Annotated in this window: 15 protein-coding genes; 2 read left to right on the top strand and 13 right to left on the bottom strand. The window is 41.3% G+C overall.

Features of this window, described 5'->3' with window-relative positions; all coding sequences use genetic code 11:
• Window positions 1–221: 221 nt before the first annotated feature.
• The 7 genes from MHB64_RS14895 to MHB64_RS14865 all read right to left on the bottom strand — a co-directional run bounded on the left by MHB64_RS14895 (window position 222) and on the right by MHB64_RS14865 (window position 7,883).
• A complete protein-coding gene (locus MHB64_RS14895) occupies window positions 222–1,700 on the bottom strand; it encodes an Lsa family ABC-F type ribosomal protection protein (protein ID WP_094868715.1) in 1,479 nt (492 codons plus the stop codon).
• 316 nt (window positions 1,701–2,016) lie between these two features.
• Window positions 2,017–2,517 (bottom strand): DinB family protein, encoded by a 501-nt coding sequence (locus MHB64_RS14890; RefSeq protein ID WP_094868714.1) that lies wholly within the window; start codon window positions 2,515–2,517, stop codon window positions 2,017–2,019.
• A 51-nt stretch (window positions 2,518–2,568) separates the two neighbouring features.
• Window positions 2,569–3,363 carry a creatininase family protein gene (locus MHB64_RS14885; RefSeq protein WP_256989688.1) on the bottom strand — a complete coding sequence of 265 codons (795 nt, stop codon included), beginning with the start codon at window positions 3,361–3,363 and terminating at the stop codon, window positions 2,569–2,571.
• A 199-nt stretch (window positions 3,364–3,562) separates the two neighbouring features.
• Window positions 3,563–4,111 carry a CueP family metal-binding protein gene (locus MHB64_RS14880; RefSeq protein ID WP_094868712.1) on the bottom strand — a complete coding sequence of 183 codons (549 nt, stop codon included), beginning with the start codon at window positions 4,109–4,111 and terminating at the stop codon, window positions 3,563–3,565.
• Between the two features lie 218 nt (window positions 4,112–4,329).
• Window positions 4,330–5,196 carry an SDR family oxidoreductase gene (locus tag MHB64_RS14875; protein ID WP_341134732.1) on the bottom strand — a complete coding sequence of 289 codons (867 nt, stop codon included), beginning with the start codon at window positions 5,194–5,196 and terminating at the stop codon, window positions 4,330–4,332.
• A 183-nt stretch (window positions 5,197–5,379) separates the two neighbouring features.
• On the bottom strand, window positions 5,380–7,131 hold the full coding sequence (locus tag MHB64_RS14870) for a sensor histidine kinase (RefSeq protein WP_341134731.1): 1,752 nt from the start codon (window positions 7,129–7,131) through the stop codon (window positions 5,380–5,382).
• Window positions 7,128–7,883 (bottom strand): response regulator transcription factor, encoded by a 756-nt coding sequence (locus tag MHB64_RS14865; protein ID WP_094874900.1) that lies wholly within the window; start codon window positions 7,881–7,883, stop codon window positions 7,128–7,130. Before MHB64_RS14865 ends, MHB64_RS14870 begins: the two co-directional genes overlap by 4 nt.
• Window positions 7,884–8,115: 232 nt before the next feature.
• On the opposite strand from MHB64_RS14865, the gene MHB64_RS14860 reads away from it, so the two are divergent.
• A complete protein-coding gene (locus MHB64_RS14860) occupies window positions 8,116–9,105 on the top strand; it encodes a M23 family metallopeptidase (protein WP_341134730.1) in 990 nt (329 codons plus the stop codon).
• 170 nt (window positions 9,106–9,275) lie between these two features.
• Here the strand turns inward: MHB64_RS14860 and MHB64_RS14855 are convergent, their stop codons facing one another.
• Window positions 9,276–10,064: a helix-turn-helix domain-containing protein gene (locus tag MHB64_RS14855; RefSeq protein ID WP_341134729.1), complete on the bottom strand. Its 789-nt coding sequence runs from the start codon at window positions 10,062–10,064 to the stop codon at window positions 9,276–9,278.
• 220 nt (window positions 10,065–10,284) lie between these two features.
• Between MHB64_RS14855 and MHB64_RS14850 the strand changes: the two genes are divergently transcribed.
• Window positions 10,285–11,160, top strand: a complete 876-nt coding sequence (locus MHB64_RS14850; protein ID WP_341134728.1) for a deoxyribonuclease IV — start codon at window positions 10,285–10,287, stop codon at window positions 11,158–11,160.
• A 35-nt stretch (window positions 11,161–11,195) separates the two neighbouring features.
• Here the strand turns inward: MHB64_RS14850 and MHB64_RS14845 are convergent, their stop codons facing one another.
• The 5 genes from MHB64_RS14845 to MHB64_RS14825 form a co-directional block, all read right to left on the bottom strand.
• Window positions 11,196–11,519, bottom strand: coding sequence for a hypothetical protein (locus MHB64_RS14845; protein WP_094868705.1), 324 nt, complete (start codon window positions 11,517–11,519; stop codon window positions 11,196–11,198).
• 101 nt (window positions 11,520–11,620) lie between these two features.
• A complete protein-coding gene (locus tag MHB64_RS14840; protein ID WP_341134727.1) occupies window positions 11,621–12,841 on the bottom strand; it encodes a GNAT family N-acetyltransferase in 1,221 nt (406 codons plus the stop codon).
• Window positions 12,842–12,954: 113 nt separating this feature from the next.
• Entirely contained in the window at window positions 12,955–14,343 is a 1,389-nt protein-coding gene (nhaC, locus tag MHB64_RS14835) for a Na+/H+ antiporter NhaC (protein ID WP_341134726.1), read from the bottom strand.
• 242 nt (window positions 14,344–14,585) lie between these two features.
• Window positions 14,586–17,108, bottom strand: a complete 2,523-nt coding sequence (locus MHB64_RS14830; RefSeq protein ID WP_341134725.1) for a hypothetical protein — start codon at window positions 17,106–17,108, stop codon at window positions 14,586–14,588.
• 22 nt (window positions 17,109–17,130) lie between these two features.
• Window positions 17,131–18,480 carry an ABC transporter substrate-binding protein gene (locus MHB64_RS14825; protein ID WP_341134724.1) on the bottom strand — a complete coding sequence of 450 codons (1,350 nt, stop codon included), beginning with the start codon at window positions 18,478–18,480 and terminating at the stop codon, window positions 17,131–17,133.
• Between the last annotated feature and the right edge of the window lie 38 nt (window positions 18,481–18,518).

The raw sequence follows: 18,518 nt of genomic DNA, 5'->3' as shown, positions 1-18,518 counted from the left end.
CTGATCTCCCTCCTGACTCACTTGGATGTACAACAATTTCTTTTGGAAATTATAGTCTTTAGTTTCATAGTACTCGACACGAGTTAGGATTGCACGGAGGTAATCCATAACTTTTATAGGGGGATATTAACTTGCTTTTTTAAATGCGCAGCGTTTGTAAAATAATACAAAAAAGCCGACAGATAAACTCTGTCGACTTCCCCTTCATTTCTTCATTTGTATTAAAGTTCAACGATCTTCGTAGCAACATTGTTGCAAAATTCCCGATCATGCTCCACAAAAACAAGAGTCGGCGTGTATTCAAGCAACAGTTCTTCAATTTGCATCCGTGAAATGACATCAATAAAATTAAGCGGTTCATCCCAAATGTACAAATGAGCTTTCTCACTAAGACTTTTGGCAATCAGTACTTTTTTCTTTTGACCACCGCTGTAAGTGGATATGTCTTTATCAAATTGGATTCTAGAAAAATCAAGCTTTCGTAGAATAGATTTAAACAGACTTTCATCGATTCCATTCTCTCTGGCATAATCCGTTAAATCCCCCTGAAGATTAGAAGTGTCTTGGGATACGTAAGAAATGGTAAGCTGATTATCCTTTATGAGAGTGCCTGTGAAATCTATATCCTCGTCACACATCAATTTGATGATACTTGATTTTCCTGAGCCGTTTTTACCCGAAAGCGCAATCCGCTCACCCTGCTCGATAGTGAAGCTTACATCTGAACATACCCTTTTTCCACCGTAAAAAATCGAAATATGGTCTAGCTCAGCAAGTTGACGTTTATGATAGGCAAGCTGTGTAATCTCTAAATTCTCAGAATTTTCGATATTTTTAAGAAGCTTAGACTTTTCATTGATCGCAGAATTTTGTCTTTGCTCAATGGCTTTAGAGCGTTTCATCATTTTAGCGGCCTTGTGTCCAATGTAGCCTTTATCTACCTTTGAGCCGGAATTTCTCGTTCCGTTTTTTGTTTTTTCCACTTCATGTGACCAGTTGCCTGTCCGTTTAGAAGAAGCAGACAAGCGTTTAATATCTCTTCTGAGTTTCTCGTCCTCTGCTAGCTCAAAGTTATCTTGTCTGACTTTATTATCCCACCAGCTTGAAAAATTTCCTTTTTGGATCTCAATATTAGTCTTATTTATGGACAAAATATGGTCTACACAATTATCAAGAAAAGATCTGTCGTGAGAGACCAGAATATATCCACTTTTCGTATTGAGATAATCACTGACCAGTTTTCTAGCCGTCATATCTAAATGATTGGTAGGTTCATCGATCAACAGGAAGCTATTTTCTTTAATGAAGAGAGTGGCTAACAGCACTTTCGTCTGCTCTCCGTTAGACAATGAGTCAAAGGGCCGATATAACACATCTTCAGACACCTTTAATAATGAAAGTTCACGCAGTAATTTCCAATGAACATATTCCGGGAAAATCCCGCAGATCACATCCAGAGTATTAAGCTCCTTGTTATCCACTTGAAAAGGGAAATATTCAAAACTGACATGCGCAGAGATATTTCCGCTGTATTCATATTTTCCTAGTAATAAACTCAAAAAGGTGGTCTTTCCTCTACCGTTTCTTCCGGTAAATCCTAATTTCCAATCCGTATCGATTTGAAAGTTAACATTCTCAAAGATGTTATCGTAGCTGCCTTCATAGGCAAAGGTTAGATTGGTAACATTTATTAATGACATATAAGTATCCTCCTGTATAAAAAAATAAAAGCCACAAGAAAGTTACTTTCTTGTGACTCAAATAAATACAGCAAATCTAGCCCCTAATGGAGTTAGATAAGGATATATTGTTCGAGTGAAAAGAAGTAGTAACTTTCTTGCATACAAAAAATAAAACAAACGAAATAAACCGTTTTTGTTGTTTTATTCATCATGTGTCGCAAGAATAATTACTACACTATACTTTTCAACTCCGATCATTAATTTGTATCCATGTTATCATGCCGATTTGTTTTTTTCAACTTTCCGATCCTTAACGCATTAAGAAATTCATTCGTTAGGCGTTCGCTAATTCATCTGCCGAGGGGCCGTAAAGGCCCGGAACTGGTATATTTAGAAGTCGGAAATATACCCCAAGCTGTGCCCGGTGGTGAATCATGTGATTCAATCCGATGGTACGAAGCGCGACTGCCCGTGTCTGACGGCGGATAACCGCTGTGCCATTACGCAGTGTCCACTCCTCACCAAGTGTCTCTACATTGCTATCAGCTATTAATTTTTCGATCTCGTGAGCTCTCATGTCGAACTCTTGCAGAACTGCGGCTGGGCTCTCCAGCGCTTCTCGACGATATGATACAGATGCTAAATCAAACTCCGAGTGAAGAAGAATGGCTGATTGCCAGTTTAGCAGATTGACGAGATGTGTGGATAGCCCACCGAGACTCATTGACTTTTCGTGTGGTTTCCATGTCATATGCTCCTGCGTCAGCTTCTCCAGCATACGACGCGTACCCGCTAACTCCTGCAAGACATCCCCAATGATCAGATCTTTATCCATTCCTCTATCTCCTCTCAAAAATGAAGTACCCACTAAGTTTATCATAGAGCATCACCCTTGAGTTTTTCGATGATACCCTTCTTCAAGGATTTCTCGTAAGCCTTGAGTTCTTTTTTGAATGAATGTATTCCAAAATACTTTACCTTTTTCAGCTAGTTCTTCGTTAGTATAATTTCCTTCTTCAAACTTTCCCCAACAACCATCCTGTGTTAACTTTTCCCATCCTAAATAATCTGCATACATCCGGTTTTCTGAAGGGATATCTGAGCCCATTGAATTGATCTTAACCAACTCAGGACAGAGCCACATAGCAGTACAAACGGATAATAATCCTCCATGCATCTCATTTAAATTTTCTAAGCCTGCCGCTTCAACGGCCTCTTCCCATGCATTATGATTATTATGATTTGCGGTAATTAAAATAATCTGAGGGTACTTATAGTTGATTTGTTTAACAAATGCTCCCTCCCAATAGGATCCACCATGTCCTGTACATACCAAGAACTTTCTAAATCCTTGTCTTATTAAATTACAAATAATTTCTTCTAACATGGTTGTTAAAATAATTGGACTTACTGTAACCGTTCCTTTGAAATTCGCATGTTCTTCAGAGGTATTGAACGGTAAAGTAGGTAACACGTAAGCATTTAATTCTCTCCCGTAAGCATCTGCATATAACTCTGCAATAAGCGTATCCAAATGCATAGGTAAACTGGGTCCAAATTGCTCCGTTGCCCCTACTGATAGAACAACTGTATCAATCCCACTATTAGATAATTCCAATGTTGTATTCTTAAAACTAAGCATAATAGCACTCCCTATAAAAGCTCGAATCTTGATATCCATCAGATTATACCATTTCCAAGACGTGGAAAATAACTATAAATAAACTATACCTGAAAACCTATATATTCTTGCAGAAGCATAAAAAAAACTCCCATAAATTGAACCTATTAGATCAAGGTTTCATGAAATGGAAGGATTATAAATGGCAGGCCTGATATGGAATTTTTAGAGAAAGTAGCGACTTCGCTGTCTCTGGTGCTTAGATACTCTCTACTAATTGCATGGTCGTTACACATGTATTATCACTCTTAAAAGTGGAAAGTGCGGCTTTCGCTTTTACCCCATCCTGTTCAATCGTTACATTATATTTCTTATCGCGAGGTAACCAAAGATCAATGAAGCCGTTAGATTGAGACTGTATAGTTTGATCCACAATCACGTTGCCCTCAGTGTCCTCGACATATACATTAAACGCTTGTTCTGTTAATTCCCCTTGGCATCCGGTCAAGCTATGTGTTGCACACGGGTGTGTATTCTTAACATATGGTGCGATGGAAACAAAAAACTCATCTTTGGGCAAGTCATATTTGGTTGATTTATTGTTGCTGTCGGTCACAATGAGCTGCTCTGAAGTGATGGAAGCAGAGAGGTCTTTCATGCTGCTTGAGCTATATTGCTGCACCAATTGCTTAACGTTAGCTGTATCGGTTGCTGCAGGAGATTTATTATCGTTTCCCCCCATAAATAAAACTGCCCCTAAAACAACTACAACTACTGCACCAGAAGCCATCCAGATTTTTGTTCTCATTAATATTCAACCCCTTCTCTTCGATTCAATCATTCTCATAACACCAATAGTTCACATATGTTTCCTATTATATCATTATTACATTAACATGAGATCTGACAGAAGCCACGTTATAATAGTGAATTTTCACGAAACCTTTATCATTGATATTAACGATGCACAAAAAAGGCCTCTTCTGGTTATTCACCAAGAAGAGGCCTTTAATCTTGATATATTATTTAAGCTTGCAGACTATTTACTAAATCACGAATGACATCCGCTAACGGAGTGACAGGACGACTCAATACTTTCTCCAGATCGTCACTTACAATATCCAGCCATCCTTCACGAATACCACGCTGAATCGCAACAACAATTGGCAGTGCAGCTTCTGGTACACCGACCTCAGCCATAATTTTCGCATAAGCTTCGTCATCAACTTGCATCATTTTGATTTCTTTACCGATTACGTCACATATAATCTTTGTCAACTCATCTTGTGTTAAAGGCTTGCCAGACAATTCATAGACCGTATTCTCATGTCCTTCCCCTGTCAGAACATTTGCGGCAGCTTCTGCATAATCGCCTCGTGCAGCCCAGCCAACCTTACCACTCCCAGCAGAAGTTACCCATGGAGCACCTGCTACTGCACCTTGAATCGATCCAACCTCATTTTCCATATACCAGTTGTTACGAAGGAAACTGAAAGGAATTCCTGTAGCTCGAATGGTTTCTTCAGTTACACGATGTACTTCAGCAAGGAACAGCTCGCTCTTCTCTGCATCTCCTACGCTTGTGTAGGCAATAAACCCAACCCCGGCTTTAACAGCTGCATCAACAGCTGCTTTATGTTGGCGAATCCGAGTCTCGTTATCCCCATCTGCAGAAACTATTAACAATCGATCCACACCGGCAAATGCTGTAGCCAGCGTCTCCGGCTGATCAAAGTCACCATGACGGACTTCCACTCCACGCGTTTTAAGATCACTTGCTTTATCTGGATTCCGAACACTAACTACAAGATCTCCTGCGGGTACAGTTTTAAGTAGAGATTCTATTACTAAGGATCCGAATTGACCTGTTGCTCCTGTTATAGCTATTTTCATTTAAATTTCCTCCTCAAATATGAATGATATGATTCCTCTTAATAAACGCTAACCTGTAACTATTGTAGTTACATTCTAAAAGGATGTCAACTCCTTTATATTCCTGAACTTATCTCAACCTAATAAATACAAATAACCCTCGCGGTTTCCGGTTGGAATACAGCGAGGGCTTGAATGGAGAGATCAGCTCCATATTAACTTAATAACCGTTCCTTTACCTACATGACTCTCTACAGCAATCTGACCACCCATGCATTCGATCAATCCTTTGGAGATTGCCATACCGAGTCCAGAGCCGTTGGAGGTAGATGCTGTATCCGTTCCTCGATAATATCGCTCAAATAGCCGAATCATTGTTTCTTCATCCATTCCATCGCCGTCGTCAGCAAATTGAATGATAAATCCGCTGCCCGTCTGATGATGAATAAGCGAGACGGTTAACTTCGTATCCGGCGGGTTATGGAGCAACGCATTCGCAGTTAAATTGTTGACAACTCTTTCCAGCCAAGGTGTGTACAATTGAGCTTTGACTTCGGTTTGTGCAGGCAGAAATACAATTCGCTGTTTCCCATAGGCAGGATTAGCAGCAGCTTGTTCTAGAGCTTGTTGCATCCAAGTATTCAATTCAACTCCCATGGTCTCCGGTGGTTTAATTCCTGTCTTTAAACGATAGGTCATCGCAAGATCACTGATCAACATGTCCATATGGGCTGATTTATCTAACATCGTTGTTGTAAACTTATGAACTTCCTCTTTTGACCAATCATATGACGGTTCGGCCAGTAAATGAGCATATCCTGTGATAGAGGATAATGGAGTTTTCAAATCATGGGTAACACCCGCGATCCATTCCTCTCGTAAGCTTTCCGTCTCCTCACGCAACACTTGATCTCTCTTCAAGGTTGCTGATAATTTCTCAATGGAATCCATCACATCAGCAAAAACACGATATCTTCGCCTCCATTTACCGATGGGTGTTCGACTGCGACGAAGGCCTTTACGATCCGTTGGTTCTGTATAAATGGCATTTCCAATGGAATCGAGCCATACGAGCATATGCAGCATTGGCGCACCAAAACGATGGGCTTGCCATAACGAGAGTAGTATAAACGCGATTAATAAAGCGATAAGCATAGCAACCGAGCCGATGATCACGACCTTAACCTCTTCTGGAACCCGCATTGTTTTTCCTGAATCTGCTCCCTTGATATTAGGTTCTCCGATGATCCAAGTACGACCTGACTCCTTATCAAAAGAAGATAGAACATGGTAGCCATATCGATCACTGTACATGGTTCTAAGCGCAAGCTCTTGAACGGAATACTCCGTGGGAATCATATTAGGTCTGTTATACGAAAGTAATTCCTTGCCTGATGAATCTATAAGCTGGACATAAGCTTGAGCAGATTTAATCTCTTTTTTTAGATCATCAGGAATTTCCGGCAACTCTTTCGCATCGACGGATGAATCTTCCTTTATTTTCTTTAATAAAGGATCTAATACATTAGGTGCACCATATACCAGTGTGTACTGTTTACCATTCTTTTCTTGAATCCATAAAGCGAGCTGATAAGGAAATGGCTGAGCCCCCATCCAGTAAGAAACTATTTCACCAGGACCATAATGTGTAGGTACATCTTTGGGTGTATTATAGGCACTTTCAACCTGCCCATCTTCATTAAGACTTTGAAGCCAGCCTTTATTTTTCTTCACTTGCTCCAGTAAGCTTGGGGAAAATTGAATACCGTTCTCATCAATCTTAGAAGATTCAACCAATTGCTCTAGACCCACATTAGCAAAATCACGCGTCAGACTGATATCAAGAAACCGCAGCAAGATCCAAGTTAGCGTCACAGCAGATATAGCGAGAACCACCACGCCAGTAATTGCAAGCTGAAGTACAAATTTTAACGTTAGTCGGCGTTTGATATTCATGGCATAGACAACCCTTGGCGTTCCGCTTTAACCAGCTTGTAGCCAAGGCCTCTAACATTAACGATAAATTTCGGGTCAGACGGGTCTGCTTCTATACGTTCTCTAATGCGGTGAATATGCACCATGACCGTGTTATCGTCACTTAACGCTTCTTCCCCCCAAACCCTTTCATATAATTCGCTTTTGCTGAAGATTTGATTGGGATGTTTACATAAGAACAAAAGCAGTTGAAATACAAGTGCCGGACAAGAGACCGACTCCCCCTCAACGAGTAGCTCTCCTGCTGTCTCATCGAGTTTAAACCTCCCATAATCGTAAACGGTCGCAGATTTATTGTGAACGGTCTCTGCTTTCTTTTCAGCACTGAAATGGGCGGGCGAGCTTAAATATCTCCGCAGTTGTGCTCTAATGCGAGCTACCACTTCAAGTGGATTAAAGGGTTTGGTGATATAATCATCGCCACCTATAGCAAATCCAGTCAGCTTATCAAAATCAGAGGTTCGAGCTGTAAGAAATAGGATGGGTGCGTCCGTCGTCTGCCGGATAAATGGACAGATTTCGATTCCGCTGCGTCCTGGCAACATCACATCCAATACAATCAAATCATATTTATGGGCTTCGCAGGCACTCAAAGCCTCTTCACCCGTCACCGCTGTATCAATATTCAGAAAACCTTCCTTGCGCAGCACTGTCTCCATAATCTCCAAAAGCGATTGCTCATCATCCACAAGTAAAATCGAAGCTTCATTCATTGTGTAATTCCCTTTCCAAATAACCGATGTTTTTATCATCATAGCATGATTTTTCTCGCGATCAATCGCACTTTCCTTAACGGAAGCTTAATTCGTGTTCGTAGATTTCCAAAAAAGTTAAGAACGAATTCATACAAAGTTTCAGAAGCGCTAAGACTGGGTTGCTACAATTTCACTATGGGAGGCGATAAACATAGATAAAAGCGCTAAGAAAATTACAAATAAACCTGGGGTGTCAGCAAAAACAATCATGGCGATAGGATCACTTACCTTACTATTAACAGCATGTGGAGGAGGAAAAGGGGATATTAATAATGCAAAAATGGAGCAAACATCCAGTTCAGCCGTAACATCAAACGAAACCGTATTCCTGCCAGATGATCTTCCTAAGTTACTGCTTAAAGGGAACTATAAAGAAATGTACGCTCAATTTAGCCAGTCTTTGAAAGATGAGGTAAGTGAAACGGAATTAGCTGAGACTGCTAAGGAATTTACTAAGGATATCCAGTCACTGAATCAAGCTTCTGACATGCAGCTTAATGGATTTGATCGTCGCACATGGGTGAGCGATGCAGGCAATAAGGGACTTATCGGAATGTTTGATCCGGATGGAACCATTTCATTAATCCAGATTCAAGAGCTTACATCCTCCCCTGAAACCGATACAAAGCTTAGTAAGCATGAATACGCATTGCCCTTCCAAGGTGACTGGTATGTATTTTGGGGTGGAGAGAATGTCCTCGTAAATTATCATTATGAAGTAGAGATCCAGCGTTACGCCTATGATTTCATCCAAGCCAAGGATCACTATTCTTATAAAGGGGACCCGCTGAAAAACAAAAGCTATTATGCCTTTGGAAAAAATATTGTTGCACCAGCGGATGGTACAGTTGTGTCGGTAGTGAATGATATTAAAGATAATGAACCCGTCGGTGTCATGAACCCTAATCAGGCAACCGGAAATAACGTGGTCATCGATCACGGTGGCGAATACAGCCATTTAGCCCATCTTAAGAAAGGATCGATTACAGTAAAGCCAGGCGATAAAGTCAAAAAAGGTGATGTCATTGGGCTAACAGGTAACTCAGGCAACACTAGTGAGCCCCATTTGCATTTTCAAATCTCTGACGGAGTGAATTTGTTCACCTCTCATTCTATCCCTGTTAGGTGGGAGAACGGATTGAAACCAATACAAGGTGAGACGATTGCCGCTACTGAATAGCGATCTTTCGTATAAGCCAATCGCTTCTGCGGCTTCTTGCACAGTTCTCATGCTTTCAGGCAGCTCAATAACTTGGTTAGCATGAACCAATAGAGACAACATTGCGGAGCCATTAAATTATAAAACCTCGTCAGCATTTTCCCTGACGAGGCATATTTTCACCAAGCTTATTATTCGGCCAACTTCTTTTTGATTTTTCTCCAGAAGCCGTCATTTCTCTGATTAACATGTTTCTCATTATAGATCAGCAGACTATAAGAGGACCACAGTGTAGATGTTCGAATAATTACATATGCGCCCATAGCGATCAAAATGACGCAAATTGGATAATAAGGGACTAAAACGCCTTCAGAGATCCCCTTTTTCTCCAGCAAAAAGCCCATTCCGCCTACCGCTAACATACCAGCGCCCACAATGCTCATAGTTACATACCTACTCTTTAATCTATTCAAACGTTCCGTCAATTGTTTCAAATAACCTTGATCCAACATCAGCGCCTCTTTATCCAGCACATGGTACCTTTCGTCATTCTTCAATATGGCGGACACAAGAATAACAATACCCCCTGCCGCCAACAAAATGATAATAAGAAAGGAATAAATGACGGGTTCCTTTCTAAGCATGAAATACGGTAAAAAAGCCATAATTAATAGGCACACGCCTGTCGCAATGCGATTGGATGACTTTTGCTGATGAATCAAATACCCTTCCGCCATCTCTTGACTGACATAATACCCACGCTCTTCAACACCGCCCTTCACCTCGCCCTCCTTTAGCAAATAATCGATGGACACATCGAATAAGTTACCAATCATAAGCAGCTTTTCGGTTTCAGGGAACCCTTGTCCGTTTTCCCACTTGCTGACTGCCTGTCTAGACGTGCACAGCTTTTCAGCCAGCATTTCCTGGGAATAACCTTTTTCTTTTCTAAGTTGCAACACTTTTTCGCTAAAAGACATTGGATTACTCTCCTTTGCTAAATATTACCTTTATTATAGAAAAACAATGGAGTAAAGGCTATATGATTGAGGTTGCGTTTGCGCCACTTGCAGTTGCAATTGCGTAATTAGCTACAATACATAACATTAGGGCATTTTACAAATATTAATAGATATATAATGACATCAATTAATGACTAAAATCAATCTACTTCTCTAAAGAAAGGAAGGTTTAAATCTGATGTCTTTACTCCTTGGGTCACATGTATCCATGACTGGACCAAAGATGCTCCTTCGGGCTAGCGAAGAGGCAGCATCTTATGGAGCGACCACCTTCCTGATATATACCGGAGCACCTCATAATACACGTCGCAAACCCATTGAAGCCTTGAATATTGAAGCTGGCCAAGCTCACATGTGCGCTAACGGCATTTCAAATATTGTGGTACATGCTCCGTTTATTGTGAACTTAGGGAATACGATATCGTCTCAGGTCTTCGAGCACAGTATAGAGTTTCTTCAATCCGAAATTATAAGAACGGAAGCTTTAGGCTCTACGCAAATTGTCCTACATCCCGGTTCCCATGTTGGTGCGGGTTCAGAGGCTGGAATCTCGCGGATCATAGAAGGCTTGAATGAAGTGTTAGCCGATAAACGAAATGTTCAGGTTTCATTAGAGACGATGGCGGGAAAAGGCAGCGAGTGCGGAGTTACTTTTGAGGAACTTGCAGCTATTATTGATGGAGTGACTCACAATGAGCGATTATCGATTTGTTTGGATACTTGCCATATCCACGACGCTGGTTATAATGTGAAGGAGGATTTTGATGGCATCTTAGATCAATTTGATCGCGTAATTGGAATAGAGCGCCTGAAGGTCATTCACGTAAATGATTCCAAGAATATTATGGGCTCGCGAAAAGACAGGCACGAAAATATTGGACACGGATATATTGGCCTTCGGGCATTACGATATGTAGTCCACCATCCTCAACTATCGACCATTCCCAAGCTTCTAGAGACCCCCTCCATCGGTGAAAAGAAGTATGTCAACGCACCCTATAAGCATGAAATCTCATTGTTAAGAGGGGAGACTGATGAGCCGATAAAAAAATAAAAACCGCATACAAAATGCAGTTTTTATATCCTTATTTATTCTTCTATAGAATTATTCACAACAGATGTGGTTTCGTTCGCTTGAACCTTTTTTAGAGAGTTTTTCTTAGCGGTTAACTCTTTTGAAAGATCAGATTGTGTACGGTTTAAGTTCTTTACCTCATCGTTCAACTTTTTGATTCGCGACATTTTACTGCTCAAATCCGTGTGAGACTTACTAAATTTCATATCCTGTTCTAATTGATTAATTTTGAATTTTGATTTTTCTTTTTTGTTCTGCGTGTTTTTGATCTTGCTTTCAAGCTCCGTAATTTCTTGCTGTAATTTAGTGATCATTGGTTTATTAAAATTAATTGCCATTCTTACACCTCATATCATATTGTGTTGCTGAGAGATTATTCTACTATAAAAAGAACAAAAAAGCACACTCCTTAGAGTATGCTTCAAAGGTTCGTGCCCTTTTAAAAATAATCAGAGAAATATGGATGCTCTGGTCTAATCAGTCCTTCAAGCAAATGGATCGTGACTTCATCCGTCTGAATACGGCCGATTCGAGCCAGGTAGGTTGGCCGCTTATAGCCCATTAACATGGTTGTTAAGGTAGGAATATCAAGCATAAGCGAAGGATTTAACCCTCCTTCTTGCAGGCTCCCCTTCCCTTCTCTATCTACGGATAACGTAAATGTCCCTCGATTCCATTCAAGCATCGGATCACTCAGATTAAAAACAAGCTCACAGTCCTTATCCTGTCGTTTAAAAGGATACTGTTCAATAAATAAACGAACATCCACAATTCGCGCCATAAAATAGGGAGCAATCGTCTCCTTGATATCCCCATCATCTAATAGGAATGACAACGGTTCACCTTTATAAATATCCCCTTTAACCAGCTTAATCATCGAAAAATGCGCACTAATAAAATTCCACAAACCCGTTCGAGCCTCTTCAACAATGTATACCATCTCTTTGATATAAAATATTTCTTCGGCGACCCAATATAACAAGTACCCCATGGGTTCATCGTTGTTATTGTAATAAATACCAACCGTCATATCATCCAAATCCCACCGCAGATATTCTTCCCATGCTAGCTCATTACGAATCATCGCCCCATGATGCTGTACGGCAAACTGATCATAAATCACTTTGATGTCTGGATGCTCAATGGTTACGCGTTCCACATTTCCTGGGACGTTCCTCATTTTTGGCAACTGGGTATCCGGTACTTCAAATGAGATTTTATCGGTAATGATTTCCCAGCCTTTTCTTCTATAATAAGGGATTGAATACGGAAAAAGATAAGATATCGATTGTTTACGATCCCGCATTTTAGTTAAAGCATGAAGCATTAGCTTATTCATTAGACCCAAATTGGCATATTCGGGATAGGTTCCAACACCCGTTAGCCCACCCATCTCATAGATATGCCCAAAAATATTCACCTGAAATGGGTATACAGCTAACTGAGAAATGAGCTTGTCTCCATCAAACCAACCTACAACATCAGCATACTTAAGAACTGGCAACTTTGCCTGAGTGATTTCACGGTTCTCCCAGCCAAAGATTTGCAGATCGCGATTGGTCACCTGAAATACATAACGTAGTAGATTATTAAATTGCTCTGCGTGCTTGGTTTCGACATTGGCTAATCTGATTCGATCTTGTAACTTACTGCGACTCACTGTTATTACCTCCGATAAATAGTCCACTTTTTCAGCTTAGAACACTAGCTTGATCACATTGACTCAACGCATAGTATTCTTTATATACGTTGAATCAATGCATATGGTGTCCATTATCTTGAGATTTCTTTATCCACACCCAGTGAGTTCTTTTGCAGTTTAGGGATCAAAGCATAAGCAAATGTGATGAATGGACTTAACCATAAGAAGGTTGCATAAGGTGCATATTCTATAACAGGTACACCCAGAGTCACTGCGAAGAAGGCGCCACTAACACCCCATGGAATCAATGGATTAACTAATGTTCCACAATCCTCTAGCGTCCGGGACAGTGTTCTCGCTGGAATGCCTCGGCGATTATATTCATCTTTGAACATTTGCCCCGGCAATAGGATCGAAAGATACTGTTCACCCGTCATGCCGTTTACCGCAATGGAGGATGCTCCGCTCATAAGAACAATGCTGCTTTTACGCTTAAGGGGTTGAATGAGTTTACGGAAAAAAGCCTCGATCACACCGCAATGCTGAATCAAACCACCTAAAGATAAGGCAATTAAGATTAAGGATACAGACCACATCATCGATTGCATCCCTCCGCGATTGACAATGGAAGCAACCATTTCATTCCCGATATTACTGTTATATCCGTTCTGCATCACACTAAACCAGACATCGATTTCTGTCTGCTGCTGAACGAAAGCCGTCACAAGAAGACCACTTATTATTCCGACAATTAACGTAGGCAGGATCGGCACCCGCTTGATCGAACAAGCAATGACAGCTATAGGAGATAGCAGCGTTAACCAATGAATATGGAAACCATCTTGTAAAGCAAGTTTAATGTCCGTAATCGAGGTTAAGTCGATTGAGTTGCCCTTTGGTGCGAACAAGAAAAAGATTGTAGTTATAACAAGCGCTGGTAACGTTGTGTAGACCATGTTACGAATATGTGTAAATAAAGGGATGCCGGCTACTGCGGGAGCAAAATTCGTGGTATCGGAAAGTGGCGACATTTTATCACCAAAACAAGCCCCACTGATAATCGCTCCAGCAGCCAAAGTTGGGGAAATCCCCGTAGTTACTGCAATACCCATTAAAGCAACACCGATCGTGCTTACTGTCGTAAATGAGCTTCCAGTGAACATCGAGACGATGATCGTGACATATAATGCGCTCACCGCAAAATAATTCGGATTAATATAATCCATACCATAATATAAAAGCGAAGGCACTGTCCCGCTCATCATCCATACCGCAATCAGAATTCCGATCAGCATGAGGATTAGAATTGGCATGATGGCCGTTTGTATCCCTTGAATAATGGCAGATTCGATCTTTTTCCAAGAGAACCCAAACATCCCTAATAAGACGGCCGTGCCTATTGTAGTTACGAGAAGCGGCAGATGCGGCTCCGCTTTCAATAGAAAGATGGATACAAATAGAAGTGCGAGAATAAAAATGATGATGATCATGCTTTTTGAGAAACTAAGCTGACGTTCCATGACAATAATGCTCCTTAACATTGTATTGGGATAATAATAATGATTAATCGCTTCCTCACTTTCAAGCTTTTTTGCTTTTTGGCATTGAAGCGCAGAGGTAATCTTAACGAAAAGAATGAGGACAGTCAATGTAAAGAACATACATTGAAGGAATTTCCATAAAAAGTTCATAAAAATATAAAAAAGTGCTGGCTATTATGCCAACACTTTTGACTTTTTTCTTAACCCAGCTTCCCACAATTTTAATTGCCTGAGCTACCATTACTATTAGAGTTTTTCGGTTCTGCTGAAATGTAAGTTAACGGATAGGACTGACCCCCTAGTAACATCCTATGACCCTGGAATTCATCATATAGATTGATACGAATGCTTCCTCCCCTTAATATTTTGTGGAAGTTACTATTAAATGAGGCTAAGTATGATTTATTCTTACCCATTGGCAAATCTGCCCCCAGTTCCAAAGTCTTTTCCATGGATTGTCCGTAAGGGTCAATGAGTTCTAAGACTAACTTATGTTCATAGTGACCTGCTTCAAAATCTTCTTTCTCGGATAAGCTATAGTTTACAACTACATCTAATGTGCCTTTCTCTTCAGTAATCGTCCCCGCTGCATTGGCAACCGATAAGTTGTAAGGGAATAGATCGACACTTGTTAGATTATTGTGTGGGATTACTGTTACTGTATTAGGAGTAAGTGCTAATTTAACACTATTAATAAATCCAGTGGATGTCCCCCCTAAATCTGTAAGCTTGCCGTCAGCAATCCCTTCCCCAATATAAAGCATAAGATCGGATGTACTCACTCCTTGCGGAAGTTTACTCCAGATAGTAACCAAATTTTTACCATTTGGGCTTGTTGGAGTTATCGATTGGCTAACCACCGCCTTGAAAAATTGGTTATCAGGTGTCTTGTAATAAGCCACAAGCTGTGCCTGTTTCGACTGGCGCGGCTCTTCGTTAATCATTTCCAGTTCCGTATAGATCAAGTTAGAACTATTTTCATTATAAGTGGTTGTCCGGCGCTCGCTAACTTTTGCTTTTTTGCTTAACGAGTTCATTTGATGAGTTTCACCTACAGAAATTGTATGAATTACATTATTTAGCGAACTTGTATTCATAGAGAGAAACTTCGTAACTTCATCTCCTGAGGTGGCCTGCAGTACAATCTTTAGCTGATTGAAACTATAAGTATATGGAACTTTCGCTATCACATAGATCTCTGTTGCTTCATTAGGAGCAAGCGACGTTTGCGTATTTGTGGTCACGATCTGGGCTGAGCTGCTCTGATCACTCATTCCTGCTTTGACTATAGCTTTGAGAGAAGGTAACTGTACTGAGGTTAAGCCGGTGTTACGGATGCTTATATTAGTTACGATTTGATCCGTATCATCCCATGGTAACCGCTGATAGGAGACCAGCTTCACCATAAATTTTCCGTACCTGTTCTGGACCGTATACTCTTGACCCATCAGATTATTGTTCTCCAGAGAATAAGGGATGTTAAACTGCGCAGTTGGAAAAATAACCTTGTCATCAACAGAGGGCTCCGTCCATTGCAACTGCAGCTTACCTTGATTAAGTTCTAATGGCACGTCCGCATTAAGATTGATAATTTTCTCTTCAAGCGGTTTCAATGTTACATTTTCAAGTGCTTTTGAATCTACCGGAATACTAAATCCTTCAGCAGCTTTAACCGTAAGCTCGTATGCAGGTAGCGTGATAGCTTTATTTCCAAAATTCTTAAGACGGAACTCAAGATTCCATTTCGCGGAATCATTTTCCGAATATACAGAAGCACTCTTCAATTGCATTTCAACGGTGTTATTCTTAATAGAAATCTTCTTAACAGCATAATTAGCCACAGCCAAGTCAGAAGTTGTTACTGCAGGAAGCTTGAAAGATTTAACTGGAAGCATTATTTTCAAAGTTTCATCTTCTTGCTCGAATTGCAATATCATTTGTTCAGTCTTCATATAAGAAGGAACTTCCGTTAAATAGTAAACCGTCTTCTTCTCTTGAGACTGTACATTGAAACTGCCACTGACGTTCTCCAGCTTAAGATCGAACACCGAACCACCGGCCGATTTCAGGTATGCTTTATAAACGGTGTCGCTGAGCACTTTTTTACCCAAATTCGTAAAGCTAACGCCTACTCTCATATAGATTTTTCCATTCGTCTTAAGCCTTTGCAGACTTTCTGCTTTGATGGTTACTAGCAGATTATCCATAGTGATTTCCTTGCTCTGACCTTGAGGAACGACAGCTGAATAACTAGCTGGAATGGTAAATACACCTAGCTTTTTCTGATAATCCTGGCTACTGAAATCCCAAGTAAATAGGGTTACTTTAGTACCGTTTAATCGTGTGGACTTTCCAATATTCACGTAATACGTGACGATTTGGCTACTATTAGGAGGTATGATTTTTTTGGTGACCTCTCTCGTGATAGGTTTGCCTTGAATGACTGATCCACCATTTGTAGTAACCCTAGAGAAATAATCAACGTGAGCTACACTATTGCTGCTACCATTGCTATAACTAAGTGTATATATAAGTATATTACCGCTCGGTTGCTCTAAAATATCCATATCTATCAGCTTCACGTTGACATTACTTTTCAAAGCTATTGAACCAAGTTTGTCAAAAATGAATACCGCTGCGTCTGAAACTCCTGTCGATGCTGCGTATGTGCCGTTTGCAAGAGATTGGCTAAACATCATTGCACTGAGCAGAACTACAGCATATGACTTTAATCGTTTGTACATGAGTTCCCCCTCCCTTAAACCGTTACTCGTTCAAATACGTCGTCGCCCGGTTTTGAATCAGCTTGGCGACCTCATCGGCTGACTTCTGACCGCTGAAGAAGGCGGGCGATTCATCTCCGATCATTCGCACGACTTTTCCGTCAATCCGCGTGAAATACCCCGCAGACCGCATGAACTGTTCGTACTGGGCGAACTGCTCAGCGGAAACTTGCGGCTTTTTTCCGCTTGGAAGCTTATAGGTACCAGCGTTCACCTGCTTCTGAACGTCCCTCAGTTCGTTCTCGTTTACCGAGTCCAACATCGAGAATCCGTAATCTTCCCTTTCCTTCATCGATTGCACTTCCTCAGACAACAGGAATGAGATGAATTTCCAAGCCTCATCCTTCACCGGAGAATTGTCCCTAATCGCAAGCTGAACGCTAGGGGCGAGCCTCGTACCCACCGTTCCGGCTTGCGGCTTCCCGATCAGCTTCGGATTCGCGAAATAATAGTGAATTTCATCGATCAAATTGCCTGGTGAACTCAACACGGTAGAGTAAAACAACTGGCGGCCGACTTCGGCCGGCTCGGCGGTCGCGATGCCGTCGTCGTACATCTTCTTGACCTGCTGCATGGCAGCGACGAATTTTGGGGAGTCGAAGGAAGCTTTTTTCCCCGAGACGTCCACAAAATTGGCATAGCCGTCGACGACGATTTCCCACAGTATCAAATCCGGCGGTTCGTTAGCCAAAGCGTAGCGCCGGTCCATGCCGCTTTCGCTCTCTTTACACATCAAGCCCTTCGCGACCTCGGCGAATTCGGCCCACGTCCACCGGCTGTCGTCGATACTCTCGTCGGCCAGTAGATTTCCGTCGCCAATAAACCCTCTCATGAAGTACCCGAGCGGTATGGCATATAAGTCACCGTCCGTCTTGAATACTTCGAGCTTCGCTTGCAGGTCGACACCACTCAGCGACGTGTCTTGTTTCAACAACTCGTTCATATTTGCGATAAGCTTTTTGCTTGCATATGATTCGAACGGCAGCTCTGCCACTTCGAGAATGTCCGCTCCCTTGCCCGATAACAGCTCCGTATTCGTCGTTTTCGTATACTTCTCGTAATCTCCGGGCTTCCAGTCTTCTTCCGCTTTTTTCACGGCTTGAATTTGCAGGTCGATGTCCGGGTATTTCTCTTCGAATCTTTTTTCCGCCGCTTCAAAGAAGGAACTCGACTCCCGTACCGAAAAATTCACGACGGTTTTTCCTTCTGCCGAGACGGGTTTTCCCTGATCGTTCGTCCCGGACTCGCTTCCCGAATTACTACAGGCGGCCGTCGCAAGCATAGCCATCCCCATCGCCAACATCCCCAGCTTGTTACTCTTCATTTTGATCATTTGAATTTTTCCTCCTATTTTCTCGATTATATGATTTC

The sequence above is a fragment of the Paenibacillus sp. FSL K6-2859 genome, assembly GCF_038008265.1.
Lineage (GTDB): Bacteria > Bacillota > Bacilli > Paenibacillales > Paenibacillaceae > Paenibacillus_AQ > Paenibacillus_AQ nitricinens.
Note: the sequence above shows the minus strand (reverse complement) of the source record. Positions and strands in the feature narration are given on the sequence as shown.